The organism is Mycobacterium sp. E2699 (assembly GCF_001666745.1).
Taxonomy (GTDB): Bacteria; Actinomycetota; Actinomycetes; order Mycobacteriales; family Mycobacteriaceae; genus Mycobacterium.
Map to the genome: position 1 here is coordinate 177,079 of NZ_LZJH01000035.1, position 25,650 is coordinate 202,728.

Genomic DNA, 25,650 nt, shown 5'->3' on the forward strand with positions numbered 1-25,650 from the left:
CGCACACTGAAAGCCCTCAGCGCACACTGATCGTCGCTATCGCCGGCGGCCGTAGCGGTCGGCGAGTTTCTCCTCGACCGTCGTCGGGGCCTCCGGCGCCGCGTGCTTCTCCCGGCGGCGGACGCGGATCTCGGAGTAAATGAAGTAGCCCAACCCGATCGGCGCCAGGATGCCGAACGAAATCCACTGGATGCCGTACGACAGGAACGGTCCGGCGTCGAGGTGCGGGATGCCGATCACGCCCAGCCCGCCGGGCTGGTTCTCGACCAACTGCAGATACGACCCGGCCAGCGGCACCCTGGTCAGCGCCGCGACCTGCTCGGTGTTGATCGAATACACCTGTCGCACGCCGTCTGCGACGAAGGGATCCTTGCCCGGCGCGGTGGGCTCCGAGTCACGCAGCCGGGCCGTCAGGGTGACCGGCTCCGCCGGCGGGCGGGCGATCGGGGGCACGTGTGAGCCCTGCTGGGGCCGCACGTACCCGCGGTCCACCAGCACGGTGGGCCCGCCGTCGACGACGAACGGCGCCAGCACTTCGAACGCCGGGTCACCCTCGACGACCCGCAGTCGGGCCAGGACTTGAACGTCGGGCAGGTAATGGCCGGTCGCCGTGACCCGGCGCCACTGTGCGCCCGGCGCCGACGAATCCTGCTGGGGCAGCAGCGTTTTCAGGGGAACAGGCGCGGTGTTGAGGGAGTACTCGATCTGGCGGTTCTCCCGGGAGGTCCTGGTGTTCTTCCCCAGCTGCCACGGCGCGAGCACCATGAAGCACAGGTAGGTGAAGGCGACGACCACCAGGGCCAGCGCTATCCAGCCCGGCCGCAGCAGAAATGCCCAGCGGCGCATCAGCCGTGCCCGTTCTCCGCGAGCCGTTCGTCGACCCAGTCGTGCAGGCCGGGCAGCGCGGCCTCGATGACGGCCAGCACCTCCTCGAAGTCCTCGGGGTCGCCGTAGTAGGGGTCCTCGACGTCGGGGGCGTGGGCGCCCGAGCGTGGGTCGAACGACCGCAGCATCCGGATCCGCTCCTCGTCGACGCCGAGCTGGCGCAACATCCGAACGTGGTTGCGCCCCAAGGCCACCACCAGGTCGGCCGCGAGGTGGTCATCGTTGAGCTGGGCGGCGCAGTGGGCGGTGGAATAGCCGTGGGCGCGCAGCACCCGGGCGGCCCTGTCGTCGGCGCAGCTGCCGACGTGCCAATTGCCGGTGCCGGCGCTGGTCACCCGCACCGCGTCACCCAGGCCGCGCCGCTGCAGCTGGTCGGCGAACATCTTCTCGGCCATCGGGGAGCGGCAGATGTTGCCGGTGCAGACGAAGGTAACGTGCAGAGTTTCAGACACCCAGGGCCCTCCGCAGGTCGTCGATCGTCGCGGCGTGCGTGATCCCGGCGCTGTTCGCGTCGCCGAAGTCGTCGCGCCCGTAGCCCCAGCCGACCACCACGGTGTCGATGCCGTGCGCGGCCGCGCCGTGCACGTCGTGACTGCGGTCGCCGACCATGAGCACCCGCTCGGGCAGCGGCCGCAGCTGTGCCAGCGCGTGGGCCAGCACCTCTTCCTTGCTCTTGCGCGAGCCGTCGGGCGCCGCGCCCGCGATGACCTCGAAATATCGGTCCAGCCCGAAATGGGCGAGGATGCGCCGGGCGGTCGGCTCCAGCTTGGAGGTGGCCACCGCCAGCCGCACGCCGGCGGCGCGCAGGTCGGCCAGCAGCTGCTCGATCCCGTCGAACAGCGTGTTCATCGCCCAGCCGCGGGCGCCGTACTCGGCCCGAAAGGCCGCGATCGCCTCCTCGGCCGAGTCGCCCAGCAGAGAGCGGAAGGTGTCGTCCATCGGCGGGCCGACGATCTGAGCGGCCAGATCGCCCTCGGGCACCGCCGCCCCGATGTGGCCCAGCGCGTGCAGGAAGCTGGCGACGATCCCTTCCGCCGAGTCGGTCAGTGTGCCGTCGAGATCGAAGATCACCAGGTCCGCCACCTGGGCGCCGCCCGACGGAGCGCGACGCGCGGCGCGGTGAGCTGGAGGCGGGCAATGGGCGGCTGTGCCTGTCACCTCACTATTGTCCTCGATGGCCGGTTTCCTGGTGCGACGGCGTTCCCGCCACGCGCTCGCGGGGGCCCACTAGTGTTTCTCGGATGGCGACTCTGAACCCGAGCCCGCCTGCGGCGGACCGCTATCACGGTGATCAGGCGGTCGCGCCCGGGATGCTCGATTTCGCCGTCAACGTCCGGCAGCCGCGGCCGCCGGAGTGGCTGACGCGGCGACTGGCCGAGCGGCTGGGAGACCTGGCGAGCTACCCGAGCCTGCGCGACGTGCACAGGGCCCAGGACGCGGCCGCCGCGCGACACGGCCGCGCCCGCGACGAGGTGCTGCCGCTGGCCGGGGCGGCCGAGGGGTTCGGGCTGCTGCCCAACCTGCGCCCGGCGCGCGCGGCGCTCGTCGCGCCGTCGTTCACCGAACCGGCCGTGGCGCTGGGCGCGGCCGGGGTTCCCGTCGAGCATGTCGTGCTCGAGCCGCCGTTTCGCCTCGACGGCGCGCGGGTGCCCGACGACGCCGACCTGGTGGTGGTCGGCAACCCGACCAACCCCACCTCGGTTCTGCACACCAGGGAGCAGCTGATCGCGCTGCGCCGGCCCGGCCGGATCCTGGTGGTCGACGAGGCGTTCGCCGATTCGGTTCCCGGCGAGCCGGCGTCGCTGGCCGGCGACTCCCTGCCCGACGTGCTGGTGCTGCGCAGCCTGACCAAGACGTGGGCGTTGGCCGGCCTGCGGGTGGGTTATGCGCTGGGCGCGCCGGAGGTGCTGGCGCGGTTGACGGCGCGGCGCGCCCACTGGCCGGTGGGGACGCTGCAGCTGACCGCCATCGCGGCCTGCTGCGAGCCGTGGGCCGTGGCGGAGGCGGCGGCCGGTGCGCTGCGGTTGACGCGGTTGCGTGCCGAGATGGTGGCCGGCCTGGCGTCGGTGGGCGCAGACGTGGTCGACGGGCGGGCGCCGTTCGTCCTGTTCCGGCATCCGGACGCCGCCTCGCTGCGAAACAATTTGGAGCGCAAGGGGATTGCCGTGCGCCGGTGCGACACCTTCGTCGGCCTCGACGAGAGGTACCTGCGGGCCGCGGTGCGCCCCGAGTGGCCGCTGCTGGTCGACGCGATCGCCGGGGTGTCGCGGTGACCGTGCCGCTGGCCGACGTGATCGCCGTGCTCGACGAGGCGTACCCGCCGCGCCTGGCCCAGTCGTGGGATTCGGTCGGGCTGGTGTGCGGCGACCCCGACGACGCGGTGGACTCGGTGACCGTCGCGGTCGACGCGACCCCGGCCGTCGTCGACGAGGTGCCCGAAGCCGGCCTGCTGCTGGCCCATCACCCGCTGCTGCTGCGCGGGGTCGACACCGTGGCCGCCAGCACGCCGAAGGGCGCGCTGGTGCACCGCCTGATCCGAACGCGGCGTTCGCTGTTCACCGCGCACACCAACGCCGACTCCGCGTCGCCGGGTGTGTCCGACGCGCTCGCCGACGCCCTCGGCCTCACCGTCGAGGCCGCCCTCGAACCGGTCTCGGCCGCAGCCGATCTCGAGAAGTGGGTCGTCTACGTGCCGCGCGAGAACGCCGCGGCGGTGCAGGACGCCGTGTTCGAGGCCGGCGCCGGCCACATCGGCGATTACTCGCACTGCAGCTGGACCGTCAGCGGCATCGGGCAGTTCCTGCCGCACGAGGGTGCCTCTCCCGCGATCGGCAGCGTCGGCAGCGTCGAGCGGGTGGCCGAGGACCGCTTCGAGGTCGTCGCTCCCGCCCGCGCCCGGCGCGCGGTGCTGGCGGCGATGCGCGCCGCCCATCCCTACGAGGAGCCCGCGTTCGACATCTTCGCGCTGGTGCCCCCGCCAAGCGACGCCGGGCTCGGCCGCGTCGGCAGGCTGCCGCGGCCGGAGCCGCTGCGCGACTTCGTCTCCCGCGTCGGGGCCGCGTTGCCGCGGACCTCGTGGGGCGTGCGCGCGGCGGGGGACCCCGACCTGCCGGTGTCGCGGGTCGCCGTGTGCGGCGGCGCCGGGGACTCGCTGCTGGCCGCCGCGGCCGCCGCGGACGTGCAGGCCTACGTCACCGCCGATCTGCGCCACCATCCGGCCGACGAGCACCGCCGGGCCTCGAGTGTGGCCCTGGTCGACGTGGCGCACTGGGCAAGCGAATTCCCCTGGTGCGAGCAGGCCGCCGGCGTGCTGCGGTCGCGTTTCGGGTCGGCGCTGCCCGTGCACGTGTGCACCATCCGCACCGACCCTTGGAATGTCGGGCATCTGGGTTACGACGACGGGGGAGGACCGCCATGAAAGCCGAGGTGACACAGCAACTTTCGCTGCTCGAATTGTCGAAGCTGGACGCGGAGCTGTCGCGCATCGAGCACCGGGCCGCCCACCTGCCGCAGCAAGAGGCGGTCGATCGGATCCGCGCCGACCACAACGCCGCCGCCGACCGGCTGGGCGCGGTGCGAATCGCCCTGGAAGACTTGGACGCCCAGGTGTCACGCTTCGAGGCGGAGATCGAGGCGGTGCGGCAGCGTGAGGACCGGGACCGCGCGATGCTTCAATCGGGCGCCACGGATGCCAAGCAGCTGGCGGACCTTCAGCACGAGCTGGAGACCCTGCTGCGGCGTCAGACCAGCCTGGAGGACTCCCTGCTGGAGGTGATGGAGCGCCGCGAGGAGCTGCAGGCCCGGCTGGCCGCCGACGAGGCGGCGGTCGAGGCGCTGCAGTCCGAGCTGGCCGACGCCCAGCGGGCCCTCGACGCCGCGGCCGCCGAAATCGACGAGGCCCGCCAGCAGCACTCGTCGCGGCGCGACGCGCTGTCCGCGGCGCTGGATCCCGCCCTGTCCGCCCTGTACGAGCGCCAGCGCGCCGGCGGCGGCCCGGGCGCCGGGCCGTTGCTCGGGCATCGGTGCGGGGCCTGCCGGATCGAGATCGGCCGCGGTGAACTGTCCCGCATTTCCGCCGCCCCCGAGGACGAGCTGGTGCGTTGCCCGGAATGCGGAGCAATCCTGCTGCGGGTCAAGGGATTCGACAAGTGAAGGTCGTCATCGAGGCCGACGGCGGCTCGCGCGGCAACCCCGGGCCGGCCGGGTACGGCGCGGTGGTGCGCAGCGCGGACCGCGAGACCGTGCTGGCCGAGGCCAAGCAGGCCATCGGCATCGCGACCAACAACGTCGCCGAATACCGCGGGCTGATAGCCGGTTTGGACGACGCCCTGCGGGCGGGCGCCACCGAGGCCGAGGTCTTCCTGGATTCCAAGCTGTTGGTCGAGCAGATGTCCGGGCGGTGGAAGGTCAAACATCCCGACCTCATCAAGCTCCACGCCCAGGCGCGCGAGCTGGCATCGCGGTTCGACCGGATCGGCTACCGGTGGGTTCCGCGCGACCGCAACTCGCACGCCGATCGGCTGGCCAACGAGGCGATGGACGCCGCCGCCGGCGCCGCCGAGCCGGTGGCGCAATCCGATCCGCCGGTCGTCGAGCCGGAGAAAACCGCAGCGGTGGAGGCCAAGACGTCGCCCGGCTGGACCGGCGCGCGCGGCACCCCGACCCGGCTGCTGTTGCTGCGGCACGGGCAGACCGAGCTGTCGGCGCAGCGCCGCTACTCGGGGCGCGGCAACCCGGCGCTGACCGACGCCGGGCGCCAACAGGCGGGGGCCGCGGCGCGCTACATGGCGCAGCGGGGCGGGATCGCCGCGGTGATCTCGTCGCCGCTGCAGCGCGCCTACGACACCGCGGCCACCGCCGCCAAGGCGCTCGGGCTGGACGTGACCGTGGACGAGGACTTGATCGAGACCGACTTCGGGGCGTGGGAGGGGTTGACGTTTGCCGAAGCGGCCGAACGAGATCCGGAACTGCACCGGCGCTGGCTGCGCGACACCAGCACCGCCCCGCCGGGCGGTGAAAGCTTCGATGCGGTGCTCGATCGGGTGCTCAGGGTGCGCGAGCGGGTGATCGCCGCGCACCGGGGCGCCACGGTGCTGGTGGTGTCACATGTGACCCCGATCAAGATGCTGTTGCGGCTCGCGCTGGACGCCGGCCCGGGGATCCTGTACCGATTGCATCTTGATCTGGCATCGTTGAGCATCGCAGAGTTTTATTCGGACGGAGCATCGTCGGTGCGGCTGGTGAACCAGACGGGTTATCTTTAGGCGGGTATAAGGGGGCACCGATGCAGCCGTCTCAGCCACCCGTTGAAGCTGTTCCCGCGGACATCCGGGCGCGGGTGATGGCGGCGGCGCTCGATGAGCTGACCCTCTGGGGTGTCGAGCGGTTCAGCATCGAGGCCCTGGCGGAGCGCCACAATCTCGACCGCGAGATGATCTACCGTTTCTGGGGCAGCCGGCAGCAACTCATCGTTGCCGCGGCCCTGGCCGATGCGGAGGCCTACAGCTCGATAGCCGACACCGGCTCGTTGCGCGGCGACCTGCTGGCGTTGACCCGGAAGCTGTCCGATCGGATCAACAGCAAGGCGGGCCGCGCGTTCATGCGGGCGCTGGTCATGGACCGTCGCGGACCACACGACGAAGAGGCGCGAATGATGGTGTGGGAGGCTCGTTTTGCCGTCGTGCGCGAGGTCGTTGACCGGGCCAGGAAGCGTGGCGATCTGCGTGACGGCGTCAACACCCTGGCCGCCGTGCAGATCGTCCTGGCGCCGTTGAACGTTCGCGCCCTCTACTCCGATGTCCCGGTCGACGACCGCTATTGCGAGGCGGTAGCCGATATGGCATGGCACGCGCTGGCGCGAAAATAGCCGACCTCAGGTCGCGGCGAACTCGACCGGCAGCGCCGCCGGCGAGCGGAACGCCACACCGACGACGTGCGGTGCCGGGGCGCTCGGGTCGAGCCGCAGGTCGCCCAGCCGGTCGAGCAGCGCGTTGATGGCCACCGTTCCCTCCATCCGCGCCAAGTGCATGCCCAGGCACAGGTGTGGGCCACCGCCGAAGGTCAGGTGCGCGATGTTCTTGCGGGTGGGGTCGAAGCGGTCCGGGTCGGGGTAGCGCGCCGGGTCGCGGTTGGCCGCCGCGACGCTGACGCTGACGTTGGTGCCGGCCGGGATCGCGACGCCGCCGAGCTCGCAGTCGCGGACCGCCCGCCGCACCACCGTGGTGATCGGCGGTTCCCAGCGCAGCGCCTCCTCGAAGGCGCCGCGCACCAGGCCGCGATCGGAGCGCAGCGCCTCGACCAGCCCGGGCTCGCACAGCAGGGCGACCAGCAGGTTGCCCGACGCGCGGTAGGTCGTCTCGACGCCGGCGGGCAGGATCAGCAGCAAAAACGCGAAGATCGCGTCGTCGGTCAGGCGCGCGCCGTCGATCTCCGACTCGGCCAGCGTGCTGATCAGGTCGTCCTGGGGGCGACGCCGCCGTTGGGCCAGGATCTCCGCGAGGTAGCTCTTCAGCTCCCGGGACGCCGCGATGCCGCGGTCCCAGTCGTAGACCACGTTGAGCAACTCGATCGACAGCCGCTGGAAGCGCGGGTAATCCCGGCGTGGGAGGCCCATGATCCGCGCGATGACCTGGACCGGGAACGCGAAGGTGAACTCGCGGGCCAGCTCGGCGCGCCCGCGCGGCGCGAACCGGTCGATGAGCTCGTGGACCACCACCTCCACCAGCTCGGCGCGCCAGCGCTCCAGCAGCGCCGTGCGGAACGACGGGGACACCAGGGCCCGGCCGGCCCGGTGCTCGGCGCCCTCGAGTTCGAGCAGGGTGCGGCCCATCACGGGGCCCATGATCTGGTCGTAGATCGACGACGAGAACGCGTCCGGGTGGGTGAGCACCGTTTGGCACTCGTCGTATCCGAGCACGGTCACCCCGAGGTCGCCGACCTGCCCGGAGCTGACCTCGGCGAAAGGGTTCCCGACCATCACCCGGTGGCGGGCCCGCGCCTCGCGCAGCCGCTCGTGCACGTTTTCGACCTGCATGAGCAGGCCACTCTGCAGCTCGGCGGGGTCGAATCCGTCGACCGTCACGAGGCCGGCACCGTCTGGGTGTCGCGGCCCGACCGCAGCACCCTGCCGGGCAGGGCGCCGGTGGCGGCGCCGTCGCGGCAGACCTCGACGCCGCCGACCCACACCGAGCCGATCCCGTAGGCGTCGGCGACCAACCGGGGCGCGCCCGACGGCAGGTCGTAGCGGGTGCGCTCCGGCCCGTGGCCGACGGTCGCGGGGTCGAACAGCACCAGATCGGCGTGCCAGCCGGGTGTGATGCGGCCGCGTTCGGTCAGGCCGTAGAACCGGGCCGGCACGTCGGTGATCAGCCGGACGGCTTCCTCGAGCGTGACGACCCGGTGCTCGCGCACGCCCTTGCTGAGCAGCGCAGTCGTGTAGATCGCGCCGCACATCATGTCGAGGTGGGCGCCCGCGTCGGAGCCGCCGATCACCGCCCCCGGGTGCCGCCACACCTCCGCGCGCATCTTCCAGTCGGCCGCGTCGTCGCCCGTCAGCGGAGGGGAGAGGCCGGTGCGCAACTCGTCGGCGATGACGACGTCCAGCAGGGTGTCGAACGGCTGGCTACCGCGGGCGGCGGCGACCTCGCCGACGCTGCGGCCCGTCGCGTCGGCGTTCTCGGGGGCGAACGTCTCGACGATGACCAGGCGGTCCCACTGCGCCAGGCCGCGCAGCATGCCCGCTTCTTTGGCGGCGGCGCCCTCGGCAAGGCGCCGGCGAACTTGCGGATCGGCCAGTGCGGTAAGGCGTTCCGGCACCGGCAGGTGCATCGTGTCGCGCCAGCCCGGCAGCCCGTCGAGGACGAAGCCGGACAGGAACGACAGCCGGATCTTCATGGCTTGCGGCAAGGTGAGCGCCACCACCCGGCCGCCGCGTCGCGCCGAGGCGTCGTAGGCGCGCAGCTGTCGTTCGTGCCCGGCGGGGTTGGCCGCCGAGACGCCCAGCAGGTTCCAGTTCAGCGGCCGGTCGGCGGCCACGGACATGTCGGTGAGCAGCGCGATGTCCTCGTCGGTGAAGCCGGACAGGCAGCCGGCGATGATCCCCTCCAGGGTGGTGCCGGGGTGGTCGCGGAGAGCGCCCGCCAGCGCGACGAGTTCTTGCTTTGTCGCGCTGCGTGACGGGACCGGCTGGCCGGAGCCGTCGTTGTGGGTCGGGGACTGGCTCGTCGACAACCCGAGCGCGCCGGCGGCCAGCGCGTCGTGCAGCACCGCGACCATCTTGTCGACCTGTTCGGCGGTGGCCTCGCCGCCGACGGCGTCGCCGCCCATCGCGGCCAGTCGCAGCGCCGAATGACCCACCAGAAAACCGGCATTCACGGCGATGCGGCCGTCGAGGCGGCCCAGCCACTCGCCGAACGACGCCCAGCCCCAGTCGAGTCCGGCCCGCAGCGCGTCGAGCGGCATCCCTTCCACCCGCGCCAGCATCCGGGTGAGGTAGTCGTGCTGCTCGGCGGCCGCCGGCGCCAGCGTGAAGCCGCAGTTGCCGCCGAAGACCGTGGTGACGCCGTGCTGCACCGACGGGCTCGCGGTCGGGTCCCAGAACAGTTGCGCGTCGTAGTGGGTGTGCAGGTCGACGAAGCCCGGGGCCAGCGTCCGGCCATGGGCGTCAACGGTTTTCGAGGCCGGGTCGTCGACCTGGCCGACCGCGACGATGCGGCCGTTGGTGACGCCGACGTCGCCGTGGCGGGCGGGCGCGCCGGTGCCGTCGACGATCTGGGCGTCGCGGATGAGCAGGTCGAGCATTTCAGGCCTCCTACGCTGTGGCCAGCCAGCTTTCGTCCGGCAACGGGTGGCGGAACAGCTGAGCCGCGTTGAGGTGGGTGATCCGCGCCACGTCGTCCGCCGGCAGACCCGCGACGTTGCGGGCCACCACCTCTTGGGTGTCGGGCCAGGTCGAATCGGCGTGCGGGTAGTCGCTTTCGACGAGGATGCGGTCGGCGCCGATCGCGTCGAGGGCGCCGAACGCGTGCGGGTCGTCGATCGAACAGAACCAGAAGTTGCGCCGCAGCACCTCGCTGGGCAGCAGGTCACTCTTCCACGCGCCGCCCTCGTGGCCCGAAGCCGAGTGCGCCAGAACGTAATCGGCGCGGTCGCCGAGCATGGCCGCCCAACCCAGGCCGCCCTCGGCCAGGGTGATTTTCAGCTTCGGGTACCGCACCGGGATGCCCGACCAGAGCATGTCGGCGCAGGCGACCAGGCCGTTCACCGGAAACAGGGTGGTGATGGTCTCGAATGGCGTGTCCGGGGCGGGGATTGGCGCCCACTGCGCAGAGCCGGTGTGCAAGCACACCACCGTCCCGGTGTCCTCGCAGGCGGCGAAGAACGGCTCCCAGGCACCGCTGTGCAGGCTCGGCAGCCCGCATTGCGCGGGCAGCTCGGGGAAGCTGACCGCCTTGAATCCGCGCGCGGCGTTGCGGCGTACCTCGTCGGGGGCGAGCCGCGGGTCGGCGAGCCAGGGCAGCTGCAGCGGGATGATGCGGTCCGGGTAGCTGCCGGCCCACACCTCGAGGTGCCAGTCGTTCCAGGCCCGCAAGGTGGCCAGGCCCAGCTCGAGGTCGTCGCTTTTCCAGAACACGGTGCCGGCGAACCCGGCGATCAGCGACGGGAAGTTGACCGATGCCCAGATGCCGGCGAGGTCCATGTCGTCGATTCGCGCGTCGATATCCCAACAGCCGCGCCGCATTTCGTCGAAGCGGGCGGCTTCCATGCTCCACTCCTCGCGCGGCCGGCCGATCACGGCGTTGAGGCCGATGTTGGGGTACTCGCGGCCCTCGTAGCGCCATACCTGCCGCCCGTCGTCGGTCTCGACGACCCTCGGTGCGCGCTCGGCCAGCGCGGCCGGCAGCCGCCCCACGAACAGGTCGGGCGGCTCGATGACGTGGTCGTCGACCGAGATCACGACGTGCTGCCGCTGCCGGGGATCAGGGTCTGGCAGCAGCGCCATACCTTTCGACTATGGTCGGATTTCCTGCCGTGTCAATGCTATCTATGCAATCAATGCAAAGATCGGGGCTGGCGACCCCATCATCATCTCCGGTCACATCGGCACCATTGGCCCCGGGCCGGGAGGCACCCGGCTCGTTCTCCACCTATGAGCGACAACCTGTATGTCCGCAATCATGTCGAGGCCTATCCTTTGGGGACCACGACAATGCTGGAAGCCGGGATAAGCGGAGGGTCGGATGACGGCCGTAACGGCCTGCAGCAGGTGCGGCACCGAACCTCTGCAGGATGCGCGGTTTTGCCACAGTTGCGGCTCACCGGTAAACGACCCGACTATCCGCCCGGAGTACAAGCAGGTCACGGTCCTCTTCGCCGACGTGGTCCACTCGATGGACATCGCAGCGACCGTCGGTCCAGAGCGGCTGCGAGAGGTCATGACTGAGCTGGTGACCCGTGCAGCAGGAGTGGTGCGGCGCTACGGCGGCACAGTGGACAAGTTCACCGGCGACGGCATCATGGCGCTGTTCGGTGCCCCAGTGGCGTTGGAGGACCACGCGTTTCGTGCATGTGTTGCCGCACTGGGTATCCAGGACGCGGCCGCACAACTCGCCGTGGCGGTCAGCCGTCGCGACGGTGTGAATTTGAGGCTGCGGGTGGGCCTCAACTCCGGCCAGGTCATCGCGGGCGCGATCGGTTCGAGCGCCTTCGGTTACACGGCGATCGGTGAACAGGTCGGCATGGCCCAGCGGATGGAATCGGTGGCGCCTCCGGGCGGCGTCATGCTGAGCTCGTCCACTGCTCGGCTGGTCGAGAACGTCGTGGCGCTGAGCGCACCGGAAATGGTGCACGTCAAGGGCTCGAACGACCCGGTGGCCGGATTTCGGTTGATCAGCATTCCTCCACGTCGGCGCAGCAAGCACCATGACCCGACCCTGGTAGGGCGGACATCCCAGTTGAACGCCATCGCCGGGATACTCGATGAGGCCTGCGGCGGCGCCGGCGGTGTGATCGGTGTCGTTGGCGCCCCGGGTATCGGGAAGAGCCGCATCGCTCGGGAGTCGGCCAAACTGGCCGGCAACCGCGGTGCGGAGGTGTTCACCACCTACTGCGAATCCCATACGAGCGATGTGCCGTTTCACGCGGTGACGGGGTTGCTGCGGGCCCAGCTGGGACTCAACGATCTCGACGGCGGCGCCGCGCGGGAGCGCGTCCGTGCTCGCATGCCCCACGGCAACCCCGAAGATCTGCTGCTGCTCGATGACCTGTTGGGCGTTCGGCACCCCGAGGCAGTCTTGCCGGACATCGCCCCCGATGCTCGCCGGCGACGGTTGATCGCCCTGATCCACTCGCTGTGGCTCGCCCAGACCACGCCGGCGCTGTGCATCATCGAGGATGCACACTGGATCGACTCCGTCAGTGAGTCGATGTTCAGTGAGCTTCTGACGGTCATTCCCGCAACGCGTTCCGCGGTTGTGATCACCTACCGACCCGAGTACACGGGATCACTGACGAATGTGGTTGGAGCGCAAACTATTTCACTCGCCGGGCTGAGTGATGCAGAAACCGCGGCGCTGCTCAACCACCTATTGGGGTCCCATCCGTCCCTCAGAGGCATTACGGCGCTCATCTTGGGACACGCCGGCGGCAACCCGTTTTTCGCGCAGGAGATGGTTCGTGACCTGGCTGAGCGGGGCGCGCTCGACGGCGAGCGCGGCAGCTACCGATGCACCACCGACGTCGCCGAAGTGACGGTGCCGGCGACCCTGCACGCCGCGCTGGCCGCCCGCATCGACCGGCTCAGCGCCGCGGCGAAGCAGACCCTGAACGCGGCGGCCGTGATCGGATCCCGCCTCGACGCCGAACTCTTGGCCCGGGTTGTGGACGCTGCGCAGGTGGCACCGCTGATCGAGGCCGACTTCATCGAGCAACTGGCGGCCAGCCCCCGCGGCGAGTACGCGTTTCGCCACCCGCTAATCCGTGCGGTGGCTTACGAATCACAGTTGAAGGCGGACCGCGCCGCGCTGCACCGTCGGTTGGGCGTAGCGATCGAACAACGTGACCCCGCATCGGCGGACGAGAACGCCGCGTTGATCGCCCAACATCTGGAGGCTGCCGGGGACTTGCCCGGTGCATACGCACAATACTTGCGGGCCGGTTTTTGGTTGATGACAAGGGACATCGTTGCCGCCCGCCGAAGTTGGGAACGCGCCCGGCAGATGGCCGACGCGTTGCCCATCGAGTTCCCGGACCGCACCGGGTTGCGCATTCATCCCAGGGCGATGTTGTGCTTCACCACTTGGCGGGTGGGCGGCAGCGCCGACGACACCGGCCTCGAGGATCTGCGTGACCTGTGCACCGCATCCGGTAACCACGTGTTACTGGCGGCTGGGTTATCGGGCGCGATGTTGTCGTTGAGCATGGCCAATCGCCATCGCGAATCAGCCCGCCTGGCTTCCGAGCAGATAGCCCTGTTCGATTCCGTTGATCCGATGACTGTCTTCGCGGTCATGTCCGCGGCGATGTTCGCCAAGCTGCATGTCGGGGAGGTTGCCGAGGCGCTGCGCGTGGCGCAGAAGGTGGTTGATCTGCTGGGTGACGACGGCTCGAAAGGCAACGTCTCCGGTCTCGGATCTCCTTTGGCAGTTGGCCTCCTGTACCGCGCACACGCGCGCGCTGCTCTCGGTGACCGATCGTGGCGCACCGATTTCAAGCGCGCTATCGCTATCCAGCAAGACCTGCGCGGGCCCTCCGGTGTGGTGATCGTGGTCACCTACGGTTACACCATCGCCGCCACGAACGGCTTGCTCTTGCCGGATTCAGCCGCGCTTTCCGAGACGGCCGAGGTGCTTGAAGATGCCGAGAAGTCAGGCGACGATGTCGCTTTGGCGCTCGCCCAGGTAGCACATGGGCTTCTGTTGACTCACGTCGACCCCGCGGCTTCTCAAACCGGGTCGAAGTTGATTTCCGAGGCGCGCGCAGCTCTGCTGCGGCAGCGCAACTTGCTCGACGCGGCAACCGCAGACATTCGCCTCGCTGAATTGAAGGCTGAGGCCGGAGACGTAGCGGAGGCCATCGAGATCGCCCGGGCCACCGCGAACGAGCTGACCGAATCCGGTGAGATGCTCCTACGCGGTGCCGCCGATGCTGCGCTGGTGGCCGCGCTGTCCTTGCGCGGCAACGACACCGACGTCGACGAGGCGCAGGCGGCAATCGACCGGCTGGCAGCCGTGTCGGTCGAGCCGGGATTCGTCCTCAACGAATTGTCGTTGCTGCGCATGCGGGCACTGGTCGCGCGTGCCCGCGACGACGAGGCGGTCTACCGCGACCACCGAGACCGCTACCGGGCCATGGCTATCTGCCTGGGCTTCGCGGGCCACATCAAATGCGCCCAGGAGATGCCCTGATGCTCCAGATCGAATGCGACCGGTGGCGTGACGCCGGCAGGCATAGCCGACGACCGGTTTGGGCCCGTCCCGAGCGCACTGGCTTCGCCCCTCCGGAATACTGCGCTGCAACGAAAGCATCAGAAAGGAATTCCAGCGATGGTCATCACACGTGCCGAGGCGGCGCAGTACGTCAAGGACGCCGGCGGCCTGAAGCTGGTCGTCTTCGGGGCCGACGGGCACCAGGTCGCGGCGATGTTCGTGCAGGGATCGGTGACCTACGACGCGGAGGAGGCGACCTTCCTCGCGGTCGCCGAAGACGGCCACACCGTCGGCGAGCTGTTCGTGGACGAAACCGTCGAATACGACGAGAACACCGACTCCTTTGTCATCCGTACCGCGCGATAGTCAGGGCGCCTAGCATCGCCTCATGAAAAGGACATTCGTCGTCACGCTCGCGTTCGGGTTGATCATCGCGCTGTTCGGCCTGATCTGGGCGCTGCAGGGATTCGGCGTCCTCGGGGGTAGCCCGATGAGCAACACCACGACCTGGTCCATCATCGGCCCGATCACGGCGCTGATCGGCATCGGGATCGCGGCATTCAGCTGGCGGAAGCTCTCGGCGAAATAACCCTGCGGTAGTGCCTCACGCCTGCACGGTGAACTGCACCGTGTGCCAACCGGTGGCGCCGTCGGGCACGGGACCAACCCGATCCGCCGTCTGCGTGGCTTCGGTGTTGTCGATGGCGCGCACCGTAATGGTGTGTTTCCCAATGCTTTTCGCTTGCCAGGGAAAGCTCCACAACCGCCACGTCTCGTTGGAATAGGCCGCGCCCGGTTGCGCCGGCTGCCACCCGCCGTCGTCGATGCGGACCTCCACCGCGCGCACGCCGCGATTCTGCGCCCATGCGACACCGCCGAACACCACGGGCCCCACCGGAACCTGCTGGCCGTCTTTCGGCACATCGATCCGCGACTCGGTCTTTATGGGTGCACGCGCTGCCCAGCCCTGCCGCGTCCAGTACGCCTGGGCCCTGTCGAAGCGGGTCAGCTCCAAATCGACGACCCATTTGGTGGCCGACACATACCCGTACAGCCCGGGCACCACCAATCGGGCCGGGTAGCCGTGCTCGACCGGCAGCGGCTGACCGTTGAGACCGACGGCCAGGACCGCTTCCCGGCCGTCGGTGAGCGCCTGCACCGGCGTCCCGGCGGTGAACCCGTCGATCGACGTCGAGAGCACCATGTCGGCGTCCGCGTGCACGCCGGCCGCCGCCAGCAGATCGGTCAGCCGGTAGCCCGTCCACACACCGGTCGAAACCAGGTCCCCACCAACGGGATTCGACACGCACGTCAACGTCGTCACCGTTTCGACGGCGTCGAAGCGGCCGAGGTCGTCGAAGGTGTAGGTGGCTTCGTGGTCCACCATGCCGTGAATGCGCAGCCGCCAGTCGCGGTGGCTGAGTTGGGGAACGACCAGCGCGGTGTCCACCCGGTAGAAGTCGGCGCTGGGGGTGATAAACCGTGGCAGCGCAACGCCGTTCGGTTGCACGCCGGCGGGTATCGGTTGCGCCGGCGTGCGCGGCCGGGGAAGCGCGACGCCGGTGCGGTCGGCGGCCACCGAATGCACCATCCGCGTGATGACCGCGCCCGCGACGCCACTCACCACTCCGAACCCGAGCAGTCCGTAGATGACCAACCTGCGCCTGCCGGCATCCGGCTCGCCCTCGTCTTCCGTGCCGGGCCAGAACCGGCGGGTGAGCCAGCGCAGCGTCGCCACACCGCAGGCGGCGCCCGCGACGGTGGGGATCGTGTCGAGTGCCGTCGCACCGTGCCGCGACAGCACCGCAATGCACCCGAGGACGCCCGCCGCGGCGATCACGGCGCTGCCAAGCGGTCGGCGGCGGGTCTCGAGGGTCCCGCCGATCGCGGCGATCGCGGCGATCGCCACCAGCACCACGACGGCCACGAAAAGCTTGTCCAGGGAACCGAGGGTCTGAATCCCCCACTCCTTGACGGGTCCCGGTGTCAGGTCGACCGCGACCGCGCCGATGGCGGCACGCGCATCGGCCCGCGCACCGAACGTGATGCCCACCAACTGGGCCACCCCGAGCGAGACGGACGCGGCCGCGACCCCGGCGATCATCCGCTCATTGGACGGGGCGACGGCCACCCGGACCACTGTACCCGGGTTTCCCCATTTGCATGGGGACCGCAAACGCCTTGCACCGCAGGCGAACCGCCGATATGGGCACGCTGCCGTCGACCCTCATGTGGGCGGTCCCTTTTCGCGGAACCCGGGACCGAAAGCCCGCCCCGCGGTAGGCTTTTCCTCGAGATCGCTGTCGGGCTAGGAGATGGCTATGTCCTTTGTGACGGTCGTGCCGGAATTTGTTGGGCAGGCGGCCGGGCAGCTGGAGAACATCGGCTCGGCCTTGACCGCCGCCCACGCCGCGTCGGTGCGTCCGACGACCAACCTGGTGGCTGCCGCGGGCGACGAGGTGTCGGCGGGGATCGCCTCGCTGTTTTCCAGCCACGCCCGGGAGTATCAGGCGCTCAATGCCCAGGCTGCGGCGTTCCACACCGAGTTCACGAACTTGCTGAGAACCGGCGCGGCTTCGTATCTCGGCACCGAGATCACCAACACGGCTGTCGCCGCGTCCGGCGGCGTCGTCCAGTCCATCGGCGGCGAATTCCTGTCCGCATTCGAGGGCAGCGGTCTTCAGGAGATCGAACTGCCCCTCGATTTGGCGGGCCCGGTGGTCGCCGCGACCGGGGCGCTAGGCCAGAGCGCGACGGTATTCGTCAATGCCGTGCAGGCTGGGGACCAGGCGGCGGCCATGGCGGCGCTCGCCGACGTCGGCCCCGGCGTCGGGAGCGCGATCCTCTATGGCCAGGCCCCGGTATCCATACCGTTGCCGGGGTCGATTCCGGGCGTGCAGTCGGTGGCGCTCAACATTCCCTTTGGTGGGTTGCTGGCTCCCCTTCAGCCCCTCACGGTCACCGTGACGGCCGGTGGGAACCCGCCGCTCAGCGTCCCGACGGGGTTCGAGGTCGGCGGCATCATTCCCGACGTACAGGCCAACGGGCCCGAAGTCGCGCTCGCACTGCTCCTTCTGGGTCTGTCGTTCGTGTAGTCGCCCACGCTGCGGGTCACTGGCTCATGAGCTCCGGGTTCCGGACTCTCAATGCTTCAGCGCGTTGTCATTTGACGCACGGAATGCCGTCGGCGGCCATGCGCGTGAGGTTGGTGGGTGCCGGTTCCTGCGTGCCGGTGCCGGTGGCCGGCACGGTGGTGACGGGGACCGCGGACGTCGTGGTCGGTGATTCCGACGTCCGATTGGGGCTGTCGAACCGGGAGTAGTCGGTGCCGACGGTCAACTGCACCGTGTTGCGGGCGACGCTGTCCGATGGGGTCGCGGTGATGCCGAAGTCGTCGCCGAGTTCGTCGGCGGCCGCCTGCGCACCGGGCCCGTAGGCGATGCTGCTCGTTCGGCTCGTGGAGTCGGCGGTGCTGACGTTGCCCTTGTCGAATCGCCCTGTCGCCAAGAGCTTTTCGAGGTGCACCGCCTCGCCCTGCTGGCCCGACGCGTTGACCACGTCGAGCACGACGCCGCCCACCGCCGGCTGCCCGGCTTCGGCCGTCTCGGCGGCCGTGTTGAGGGGGCTCGTCGCCGGCGAATCGGCGGCCACCAGGCTGTGCACGATGGAGCGGATGGTGGACACGTCGATGAAGTTGACGTCTTCTCCGTCGGAGATTTTGCCGAACTCGGTGACCGGCAGCGTGTAGAGCGCGACCGGCCGGTCGGGGAATGCCGAAGCGTCACGCACCAACTCGTCCAGGTCGAAACCGGCGTCCACGGCGACGTTTTGCTTGGCGACGTCGAGCAGGGCGCGCAGCCGGCCAGGGGATGACAACACCCCGCCATGGCGGAGAGCGCTGACCACCGAAACGAGGAAGGCCTGCTGGCGGCGGCTGCGGTCGAGGTCGGTGAACGCCGCGTCGTTGGCGTCGCGGCGTTGGCGCACGAATGCCATCGCCTGGGACGCACTGATCTGCTGGGTGCCCTTGTGAAAGTCCGCGCCCGAGTAGTAGCGGTCCGAGGTGTCCTCGTTCAGGCACACCGTGATGGGTTCGACGACGCGGGCGAGCTGAAAAAACCCGACCAGGGTGACCTCGATGAAGTGGTCGATCGGGATCTGCAGCAGGCGCCGGACCGTGCCGATCTCGGCCTTGCGCCCGGCCTCCCTCGCGGCCTGTTCCTTCGCCGCGGGGTCCTGGCCTGCCGTGGAGGACGAACCGGATTGCATCACGCGTTGATACGCGAAGCTGTAGGCCTGCTTGACCTTGCCGCGGCAATCCGAGCCCTGGCATCCGGCCAGATCCACGTAGTCGTCGCGGGGGATCGAGATCGCCGTCGCGGGGGCGCCGCCGGCGGGCAGGTGCACGACGATCAGCGCGTCGGCATCGCCGTCGGCGGAGTCCTCGTTGCCCGCGTGCAGCGCATCGTAAAGTTCGGGCGCCAGCGGCCGGCCGTGCTGGTCGCGGCGGCTGTCCAGCCCCATGATCAGGATGTTCTGATCGCTTCCGGCCGAGGCGGGTTCACCGGACAGCGCCTCGGACGTGGTGATGCCGGCCGTCGCGGCGCGGTAGGTGATCCACCCGATGGCGGTGACGGCAATCACGGCCGTCGATATCAGCGCGGCGAGCACCTTCACTCCACCCGGAATGCGGTGCCTGCCGCGCGAGCGATGCCGGGGCCCGCCCGTCGGCGAACCCGCCGCACCATCGCCTGACATGACAGAAGTGAGAGTAACCAGGTCGCCGCGGTTTAACCAATGTCTGCCCAGGTGAATGGCGGAATAGGGGCGTCATCGGTTCAGCAGCGAGTCGACGTTGGCGTGAAAGAGGCCGGGCATTTCCGGCTCCCGGCAGCCCATCTTCCCGTAGTCGTTCAGCGGCGTCGCCGTGCCCTCGGAGTGCGGATAGTCGCTGCAGAACATGAACACGTCGCCGGTCAGCTCGGCCAGCTGCTTGGGGTTCTCGTAGGAGAAGGAGGACACCCGAACGTGGTCGAGGAAGTATTGGCTCGGTCGCCGCGCCAGGTTCGTTGTGGGCCTGCCGTTGAGCTTGGTGGTGAAGTCGAACGCACCGTCCAACATCAGCAGAAATTGCGGGACCCAGGCGGAGCTGAGCTCGACCACACCGAAGCGCAGACCGGGATGACGGTCGAAGACCCCGTGCAGGATGAGGTCGGACAACGCCAATGCCGGTGGGACCCAGAGAAATACGGCTTCGGTGGCGGGCACCAGGTCCTGCGCCGGATCGTCGTGGTACCAGCAATCGTCCAAGACCCGCACCTGATCCGCGACGTGGAACACCGGCGTGACGGCGTGGTCGACGAATGCCGACCAGATCCGGTCGTGCTCGGGATGGGAAAGTTCCCGCCCGTCGACCGGCCCCGCGGCGACCATGGCCAGCGTGATGCCGGAGCGCGCCAACACATCCAGCTCGGCCTCGAGCCACTCCGGATCGCGCAGTGTCAGATGTGCCACCGGATGCAGCCGCCCATCGCCGTCCGTTCGCACGTTGGCACACCACCGGTTCCACGCCGCCATGTTCGCGGTCATCGCCGGAAGGGACGGCGACAGGTGGCGCTCCCAGAGCAGGCCGAAATTGGGAAACAGGACCGCCTCGTCGAGTCCCGCATCGTCGAGCCAGCGAAGCCGCGACCCCGGCTCCCAGTAGGCGGCGGGCAACGCTTCGTCGTACCGATAGGCGGGCGGCTCGGCGGCCCGGCGACGGTTGCGGTGCTCGCCGCAGGATGCGGTGTTGCCGGGCAGGTGGACGTCGGCGAGCGCGAGCGGAGCGCCGCGCCAGCTCAGCCAGGTGTAGCCCAGCTCGTCGTCGACCAGGTTCAGCGCGTCGGCACGGGCGGCGGGGTCGATGTGGTCGGTCCACAGCGAACGGCTCTCGTAGAGGTGCTGGTCGGAGTCGACGATGCGAGCCATACCGCCAGTTGTGCCACCGCCATCCGGCAGCGTCAAGGGGCGCCGAACGTACGGTGTCGACCTCGCAACCGGAATCGCGATTCTCAACCCGTCACCGCCGAAGCTGATTAGGCTTTGTTTGCTGGCAACAGCGAAGTGAGCGGGTGGGTAAGAGGCACTATGACGAGGAAAGTGAAGATCGTCGCCTTCTTCTCGAGCTGCGCTGTGCTCATCACGATTCTCGGCGCGGCCGGCGGCGCTGTTGCCGGCCCGGACGATTCGGCGACCGCCGTGTACAGCTTCGTCAACCGGCTTCGCCCGACGTGCGGGATCGGCGACGACCCGCGCCTGACCTCGGCCGCGCAGCGGCACGCCGACGACATGCTCACGCACGGTGTGAACGGGCACATCGGATCGGACGGCTCGTCGCCACAGGCGCGCATCGCGGACGCGGGCTACACCCGGACCGGCTACACCGGTGAGATCGTCTACTGGGGCACCGGGTCCGCCGCAACCCCGGGCGCCGCGCTCGACGCGTGGATGGGGAGTCCCCCACACCGCTCGATCATCCTGAACTGTGCCTTCACCACGGCCGGCTTCGCCACCGCCTGGAACGGCGACAAAATGACCGCCGTCGGGGATTTCGCCGGCCCTTAAAAGCTGTGCGGCCCAAGATGTTCGGATGCGGCCGCCTTCGCAACGCTTACTCCGTCTGGGGTTTCGTCACGAGTGAGCGTTCTGGGCTTTCGGTGTGAGCCCAGGGTGCAGATTCGACGGATTTTCGGCCCGGAGTGCACATTCAAAGCCGTCAGTGCACACTCGAAGGTTCGCTAATTCGGCACGGGGTGCCGGACGAACGTGCGCGGCTGGGTGAACGCGCGGATGCCGTCGACGCCGAGCTCGCGGCCGAGGCCGGACTGGCCGCACCCGCCGAACGGCAGGCGCGGGTCCTGGGCGGCCAGGCCGTGGCAGTTGACGCTGACCGTGCCCGCGACGAGCTCGCCGGTGATCCGGTCGGCCAGGGCGTCGTCGCCCGTCCAGACCGAGGCCGTGAGGCCGAATTCCGTTGCGTTGGCGGCGGTCACGGCGTCGTCGATGTCGTCGTAGCCGAAGATCGGCAGCACCGGGCCGAACTGCTCCTCGGTGGCCAGCCGCGAGTCCGCGGCCAGGTCGGTGACGACGGTCGGCAAAGCGAAGTAGCCACCCGAGTCGGCGTCCTCGTCGCGGATGCGTCCGCCGGTGCGCACGGTCGCGCCCCGGGCCTCGGCCTCGCCGACCAGCGCGGCGACCCGGTCGCGGCCGGCGGCGGTGTGCAGCGGGCCGAGCGTGGTCTCGGCGGCGAGGCCGTCGCCGACCACCTCCTTCTCGCAGCGCGCGAGCACCGCCTCGGCCAGCTCGCCGACCCGCGCCGCGGGCGCGTACAGCCGCTTGATCGCCATGCAGACCTGGCCGCCGGTGGTGTAGGTCGCCGTCACCAGCCGCTCGACCAGCTCGTCGGTGACCTCGATGTCGGGGGCGATGATCGCGGCGTCGTTGCCGCCGAGCTCGAGGAGCACCGGCGTCAGGCGCGCCGCCGCGGCCGCCATGACGGAGCGCCCGGTGGCGACGCCGCCAGTCAGCGAAATCAGGTCGACGCCCGGGTGGGTGACCAGCGCCTGGGCGAGCTCGCTGCCGGGGCCCGAGAGCACGTTGACCACGCCCGTCGGCAGCACCTCCGCGAAAGCGCCGGCGAGCCGCAGCGCCGCCAGCGGGCACGTGGGCGGCACCTTGACGACGGCGGTGTTGCCCGCGCTCAGCGCCGACGCGAGCTTGGTCATCGTCAGCGCGAGCGGCCAGTTGAACGGCAACACCAGCGCGGCCACGCCGAACGGCTCCCGATGCAGGCGTGGGTAGGGCGCATTCGGGTCGACCTGCTCGGGCGCCACCGCGGCCTCGGCCATCGACCCGATGAGCGCGGCCAGGCCCGGGCCGGTGCTGATCTCGAAGTTGGCCTCGCTCAACACCTTTCCGTGCTCGCGGGTGTACAGCCGCGCGCCGTCGCGGGCGGCCAGCCCCTCCGCGGCGGTCGCCGCCGCGGCCATGAGGGCGGCGACCCGCTCGGCGACGCCCAGCGCCCGCCATCCGGCTGCGGCCCGCCTCGCGGCCGACACCGCGGCGTCGAGCTGGGGGCGGTCGGCGGCCGGGGCGTGGCCCACGACCTCGGCCGGCCGCGCGGGATTGTGCACGGCGTAGCTTCCGGCCGCGCCGACCTGCTGCTTGCCGCCGATCGTGAGCATCGGCTCGTCATCGGCAGTTTGGCTGTTCTGCGTGATCGTCGTTGACCCCGTCATCACCGTCTCCCTTGACCCGGTCCGGTTGTCCAGCCATCGTAGGTCGCTATGACGCCGATCACATTTTTGGTCCGATGAAAGCCATCGTGCTGCGCGAGGTCGGGCAGCCCACGGCGGTGGAGGAGCTCGCGCTGCGGCCCCTCGGCAACACCGAGGTACGGGTGCGGCTGCGCGCCAGCGGCGTGTGCCACAGCGACCTGTCGCTGCGCGACGGCTCCATCCCGACCCTGCTGCCGTCGACGCTGGGGCACGAGGGCGCCGGGATCGTCGCCGAGGTGGGCGCCGGCGTCACCACGGTTGCCCCGGGTGATCACGTCGTGCTGACGTGGAACGTGCCCTGCCGGTCCTGCCCGCATTGCCTGCGCGGCGAGGCCCAGCTGTGCGTGCACGGCTACGACCATGCCTACGGCGGTCCTTACGCCGAGAGCGGCGCCGGCCCGGTGTGGCCGGGCATGGGTGTCGGGTCGCTGGCCGAGGAGACGCTGCTGCCGGCCGCGGCCGTGGTGCCGGTCGACGAGTCGCTGCCGCTCGACCACGCCGCCCTGCTGGGTTGCGGCGTCACCACCGGCGTCGGTGCGGTGATGCGCACCGCGGCCGTGCGGCCGGGGGACAGCGTGCTCGTGATCGGCTGCGGCGGCGTCGGTTTGGCCGCCATCCAGGGGGCGCGGCTGGCAGGCGCGGCGCGGATCATCGCCGCCGACCGGGTGGCCGGCCAACTTCCGGCCGCGGCGGCCAACGGGGCGACCGACACCGTCGACGCCGGCGAGGCCGACCTCGTCGCCGCGGTGCGCGACCTCACCGGCGGCGCCGGCGTCGATCACGGGATCGAGGTGGTCGGCAAGCCCGCCACGATGCGGCTGGCTTACGAGGCCACCCGCCGCGGCGGCAAGGTCACCCTGGTGGGGGCCGCCGGAATCGCGGAGGAGGTGACGTTCCCGGCGCTGTCGCTGATGGCCGACGGCAAGACGGTTCAGGGCAGCGTGTACGGCGCCAGCGACCCCGCCCGCGACATCCCGGTACTCGCCGAGCTCGCCCAACGCGGCAAGCTCGACCTGGAAGCGCTGGTGACGCGGCGGATCGGCATCGACGACGTCGAGGCGGCGTTCGCGGATATGCAGGCGGGCCGCGGGGCGCGCAGCGTGGTGTGCTTCGCGGAACCCTCAGCGTGACAGCGTGATTGCCTGCTCCGGGCAGTTCTGCTCGCCGGCGACGGCCTGCGCCTCGAGGTCGCCCGGGACGTCCTCGACGAGCACGACGCAGTGACCGACCTCGTCGGCGTCGAACACGTCGGGCGCCAGGGTGTAGCAGCGCCCGTGGCCGGTGCAGCGTTCGGCGTCGATCGAGATGCGCATCACGACACCGGGAACACCAGCGGCAGCGACTCCACCGAACGCAGCGCCGCGGTGTAGGTGAGCTGCGTACCGGGCTTGATCTCGTAATCCGGGATGCGCCGGTGGAATTCGCGCAGCGCCACCCGCAACTCCATCCGCGCCAGGTGCGAACCCAGGCAGCGGTGCGGGCCGCCACCGAACGCGCGGTGCCGGTTGGGGTTTCGGCGGAAGTCGACGAGCTCCGGGTCGGGGAACTCGGCGGGATCGGTGTTGGCCGCGCCGAGCAGCGGGCTGACCCGTTCGCCCTTGCTGATGGGGCATCCGCCCACCTCGGTGTCCTGCATCGCGACCCGGGCGACCCCGGGAACCGGTGTCTCCCAGCGCAACAACTCCTCGATGGCGCTGGGCAGGATGTCGGGCTGCTCGACGAGCTGGTGGCGGTGGTCGGGATGGCGGGCCAGGTACACGAAGAAGCAGTCCAGCGAGTCGGTGACCGTGTCGAGGCCGGCGATCAGGAAAAGGAAGCAGATGTCGAGCAGCTCCTCGCGCGACAGCGGCTGGCCCTCGATGGTGGCCGCGATCATCGCCGACAGCACGTCATCGCGCGGGCTGGCGATGTGGTCGTCGATGGCGCGGTCGAAGTAGTCGTAGATCTGTTCCGCTGTGGGAGCGCCGGTCTCGTGGCGGCGGTCGAAGCCCGAGTCGCCCTCCGGGCGGATGATGTGGTCCTTCCACACCAGGAACTGTTCGAGGTCTTCGAGCGGCAGGCCGAGCAACTGCAGAAAGACGGTGCAGGGCAGGGGCACCGCGAACTCCTCGTGGAAGTCACACTCGCCCCGGCCGGCGAAGCGGTCGATCGCCCGGTTCACCAGCTCGGTGACGCCGGGTTCGCGCCGGGCCATCTCGCGGGGGGTGAACAGCGGGTCCAGGATGCGGCGGTACTTCGCGTGCTCGGGCGGGTCGATCTGCAAAGGGATCATCGGCCGAATGTTGCCCAGGTCGACGGCGTCCATGTTCGACGAGAACAGTTCGGTGCGCTTGAGCGCCATCTCGATGTCGGCAAGGCGGGTGAGGACCACCGCCTGCGGGGAACGGAACACCGGGGTCGTTTCGCGCAGCGCCTTGTACATCGGTTGCGGCTCAGCGAGACCCGTCACCGACTGATCGACAAATCCTTCGGTATCTGTCATGCGGTCAGCGTGGCACCATTACACTTATTTAGCAATGATTGGTAAGTTGCTCAATCGTCAAAGTCGCTAGCGAGGTGCTGGTCAGCGGATTGCGGAGCGAGTACCGTGGATCGTCGCGGACGAGTTGGCCGGGCGGCCGCGGACCGTCGCGAGGCGGTTCGAGGAAAGTCCGGACTTCACAGAGCAGGGTGATTGCTAACGGCAATCCGAGGTGACTCGCGGGAAAGTGCCACAGAAATCAAACCGCCACCCTCGCGGTGGTAAGGGTGAAACGGTGCGGTAAGAGCGCACCAGCATTCCGGGTGACCGGAGTGGCTAGGCAAACCCCACCCGAAGCAAGGCCAAGAAGGCCGCACCCGGTGCGGCCGCGCAGGCGTTCGAGGGCTGCTCGCCCGAGCCTGCGGGTAGGCCGCTCGAGGCACCCGGTGACGGTGTGTCCAGATGGATGGTCGCCGCCCCGCCGCCGTTGCCATGCCGCGGCGGCGGGGAACAGAATCCGGCTTACAGGCCAACTCGTCCGCCCCGCCCCGGGTGGAACGGC

Annotated in this window: 23 protein-coding genes and 1 other RNA gene; 12 read left to right on the forward strand and 12 right to left on the reverse strand. The window is 69.9% G+C overall.

Annotated elements, in window-relative coordinates; genetic code table 11:
- Positions 1 to 36: 36 nt before the first annotated feature.
- The 3 genes from A5696_RS04945 to A5696_RS04955 are packed head-to-tail and all read right to left on the reverse strand — an operon-like array spanning position 37 to position 1,956.
- The gene (locus A5696_RS04945) at positions 37 to 846 is read right to left on the reverse strand and encodes an SURF1 family protein (RefSeq protein ID WP_067874270.1); all 810 of its coding nucleotides are present in this window, start codon (positions 844 to 846) and stop codon (positions 37 to 39) included.
- Positions 846 to 1,337: a low molecular weight protein-tyrosine-phosphatase gene (locus A5696_RS04950; RefSeq protein ID WP_067874273.1), complete on the reverse strand. Its 492-nt coding sequence runs from the start codon at positions 1,335 to 1,337 to the stop codon at positions 846 to 848. Before A5696_RS04950 ends, A5696_RS04945 begins: the two co-directional genes overlap by 1 nt.
- Positions 1,330 to 1,956 (reverse strand): HAD-IA family hydrolase, encoded by a 627-nt coding sequence (locus A5696_RS04955; protein ID WP_067874494.1) that lies wholly within the window; start codon positions 1,954 to 1,956, stop codon positions 1,330 to 1,332. Before A5696_RS04955 ends, A5696_RS04950 begins: the two co-directional genes overlap by 8 nt.
- Here A5696_RS04955 and cobC point away from each other — a divergent pair.
- From cobC to A5696_RS04980, 5 genes are all read left to right on the forward strand, one after another.
- Entirely contained in the window at positions 1,932 to 3,158 is a 1,227-nt protein-coding gene (gene cobC, locus A5696_RS04960) for an Rv2231c family pyridoxal phosphate-dependent protein CobC (protein ID WP_369803292.1), read from the forward strand. The two genes, A5696_RS04955 and cobC, sit on opposite strands and share 25 nt — an antisense overlap.
- Positions 3,155 to 4,303 carry a Nif3-like dinuclear metal center hexameric protein gene (locus A5696_RS04965; protein ID WP_067874278.1) on the forward strand — a complete coding sequence of 383 codons (1,149 nt, stop codon included), beginning with the start codon at positions 3,155 to 3,157 and terminating at the stop codon, positions 4,301 to 4,303. Before cobC ends, A5696_RS04965 begins: the two co-directional genes overlap by 4 nt.
- Complete coding sequence (locus tag A5696_RS04970) at positions 4,300 to 5,037, forward strand: zinc ribbon domain-containing protein (RefSeq protein WP_067874280.1); 738 nt, start codon at positions 4,300 to 4,302, stop codon at positions 5,035 to 5,037. The genes A5696_RS04965 and A5696_RS04970 overlap by 4 nt, the downstream gene beginning before the upstream one ends.
- Positions 5,034 to 6,149: a bifunctional RNase H/acid phosphatase gene (locus A5696_RS04975; RefSeq protein WP_067874282.1), complete on the forward strand. Its 1,116-nt coding sequence runs from the start codon at positions 5,034 to 5,036 to the stop codon at positions 6,147 to 6,149. The genes A5696_RS04970 and A5696_RS04975 overlap by 4 nt, the downstream gene beginning before the upstream one ends.
- 77 nt (positions 6,150 to 6,226) lie before the next feature.
- Positions 6,227 to 6,751: a TetR-like C-terminal domain-containing protein gene (locus A5696_RS04980; RefSeq protein WP_231964229.1), complete on the forward strand. Its 525-nt coding sequence runs from the start codon at positions 6,227 to 6,229 to the stop codon at positions 6,749 to 6,751.
- A 6-nt stretch (positions 6,752 to 6,757) separates the two neighbouring features.
- Here A5696_RS04980 and A5696_RS04985 read toward each other — a convergent pair whose 3' ends face one another.
- From A5696_RS04985 to A5696_RS04995, 3 genes are read right to left on the reverse strand one after another with little or no spacing between them, the layout of a single operon-like run.
- The gene (locus A5696_RS04985) at positions 6,758 to 7,966 is read right to left on the reverse strand and encodes a cytochrome P450 (protein WP_231964230.1); all 1,209 of its coding nucleotides are present in this window, start codon (positions 7,964 to 7,966) and stop codon (positions 6,758 to 6,760) included.
- The gene (locus A5696_RS04990; RefSeq protein ID WP_067874288.1) at positions 7,963 to 9,684 is read right to left on the reverse strand and encodes an amidohydrolase family protein; all 1,722 of its coding nucleotides are present in this window, start codon (positions 9,682 to 9,684) and stop codon (positions 7,963 to 7,965) included. Before A5696_RS04990 ends, A5696_RS04985 begins: the two co-directional genes overlap by 4 nt.
- A 10-nt stretch (positions 9,685 to 9,694) precedes the next feature.
- Positions 9,695 to 10,885, reverse strand: a complete 1,191-nt coding sequence (locus tag A5696_RS04995; protein ID WP_067874290.1) for an amidohydrolase family protein — start codon at positions 10,883 to 10,885, stop codon at positions 9,695 to 9,697.
- Between the two features lie 238 nt (positions 10,886 to 11,123).
- Here A5696_RS04995 and A5696_RS05000 point away from each other — a divergent pair, with 238 nt between their 5' ends.
- The 3 genes from A5696_RS05000 (at position 11,124) to A5696_RS05010 (ending at position 14,898) form a co-directional block, all read left to right on the forward strand.
- Entirely contained in the window at positions 11,124 to 14,288 is a 3,165-nt protein-coding gene (locus tag A5696_RS05000) for an adenylate/guanylate cyclase domain-containing protein (RefSeq protein ID WP_067874292.1), read from the forward strand.
- 138 nt (positions 14,289 to 14,426) lie between these two features.
- Positions 14,427 to 14,675 (forward strand): hypothetical protein, encoded by a 249-nt coding sequence (locus tag A5696_RS05005; protein WP_067874295.1) that lies wholly within the window; start codon positions 14,427 to 14,429, stop codon positions 14,673 to 14,675.
- A 22-nt stretch (positions 14,676 to 14,697) separates the two neighbouring features.
- Complete coding sequence (locus A5696_RS05010; RefSeq protein ID WP_067874303.1) at positions 14,698 to 14,898, forward strand: hypothetical protein; 201 nt, start codon at positions 14,698 to 14,700, stop codon at positions 14,896 to 14,898.
- Between the two features lie 15 nt (positions 14,899 to 14,913).
- Here A5696_RS05010 and A5696_RS05015 read toward each other — a convergent pair whose 3' ends face one another.
- A complete protein-coding gene (locus A5696_RS05015; protein ID WP_067874506.1) occupies positions 14,914 to 16,413 on the reverse strand; it encodes a molybdopterin-dependent oxidoreductase in 1,500 nt (499 codons plus the stop codon).
- Between the two features lie 217 nt (positions 16,414 to 16,630).
- Here A5696_RS05015 and A5696_RS05020 point away from each other — a divergent pair, with 217 nt between their 5' ends.
- Positions 16,631 to 17,404 (forward strand): PE family protein, encoded by a 774-nt coding sequence (locus tag A5696_RS05020; RefSeq protein ID WP_067874306.1) that lies wholly within the window; start codon positions 16,631 to 16,633, stop codon positions 17,402 to 17,404.
- Positions 17,405 to 17,471: 67 nt separating this feature from the next.
- Here A5696_RS05020 and A5696_RS05025 read toward each other — a convergent pair whose 3' ends face one another.
- Both A5696_RS05025 and A5696_RS05030 read right to left on the reverse strand, forming a co-directional pair.
- Positions 17,472 to 19,067 (reverse strand): LCP family protein, encoded by a 1,596-nt coding sequence (locus A5696_RS05025; RefSeq protein WP_067874309.1) that lies wholly within the window; start codon positions 19,065 to 19,067, stop codon positions 17,472 to 17,474.
- 72 nt (positions 19,068 to 19,139) lie between these two features.
- Positions 19,140 to 20,279: an amidohydrolase family protein gene (locus A5696_RS05030; protein WP_067874312.1), complete on the reverse strand. Its 1,140-nt coding sequence runs from the start codon at positions 20,277 to 20,279 to the stop codon at positions 19,140 to 19,142.
- A gap of 159 nt (positions 20,280 to 20,438) precedes the next feature.
- Between A5696_RS05030 and A5696_RS05035 the strand changes: the two genes are divergently transcribed.
- Positions 20,439 to 20,915 carry a CAP domain-containing protein gene (locus tag A5696_RS05035; RefSeq protein ID WP_197516887.1) on the forward strand — a complete coding sequence of 159 codons (477 nt, stop codon included), beginning with the start codon at positions 20,439 to 20,441 and terminating at the stop codon, positions 20,913 to 20,915.
- A 173-nt stretch (positions 20,916 to 21,088) separates the two neighbouring features.
- On the opposite strand, the gene A5696_RS05040 is transcribed toward A5696_RS05035, so the two are convergent.
- On the reverse strand, positions 21,089 to 22,588 hold the full coding sequence (locus tag A5696_RS05040; protein ID WP_067874512.1) for an aldehyde dehydrogenase family protein: 1,500 nt from the start codon (positions 22,586 to 22,588) through the stop codon (positions 21,089 to 21,091).
- Between the two features lie 74 nt (positions 22,589 to 22,662).
- Here A5696_RS05040 and A5696_RS05045 point away from each other — a divergent pair, with 74 nt between their 5' ends.
- A complete protein-coding gene (locus A5696_RS05045) occupies positions 22,663 to 23,757 on the forward strand; it encodes a Zn-dependent alcohol dehydrogenase (protein ID WP_067874315.1) in 1,095 nt (364 codons plus the stop codon).
- On the opposite strand, the gene A5696_RS05050 is transcribed toward A5696_RS05045, so the two are convergent.
- Both A5696_RS05050 and A5696_RS05055 read right to left on the reverse strand, forming a co-directional pair.
- A complete protein-coding gene (locus A5696_RS05050; RefSeq protein ID WP_231964231.1) occupies positions 23,749 to 23,940 on the reverse strand; it encodes a ferredoxin in 192 nt (63 codons plus the stop codon). The two genes, A5696_RS05045 and A5696_RS05050, sit on opposite strands and share 9 nt — an antisense overlap.
- Positions 23,940 to 25,109: a cytochrome P450 gene (locus A5696_RS05055; RefSeq protein WP_067874320.1), complete on the reverse strand. Its 1,170-nt coding sequence runs from the start codon at positions 25,107 to 25,109 to the stop codon at positions 23,940 to 23,942. Before A5696_RS05055 ends, A5696_RS05050 begins: the two co-directional genes overlap by 1 nt.
- A gap of 120 nt (positions 25,110 to 25,229) precedes the next feature.
- Between A5696_RS05055 and rnpB the strand changes: the two genes are divergently transcribed.
- Positions 25,230 to 25,629: RNase P RNA component class A (gene rnpB, locus A5696_RS05060), an RNA gene on the forward strand.
- Positions 25,630 to 25,650 lie beyond the last annotated feature (21 nt).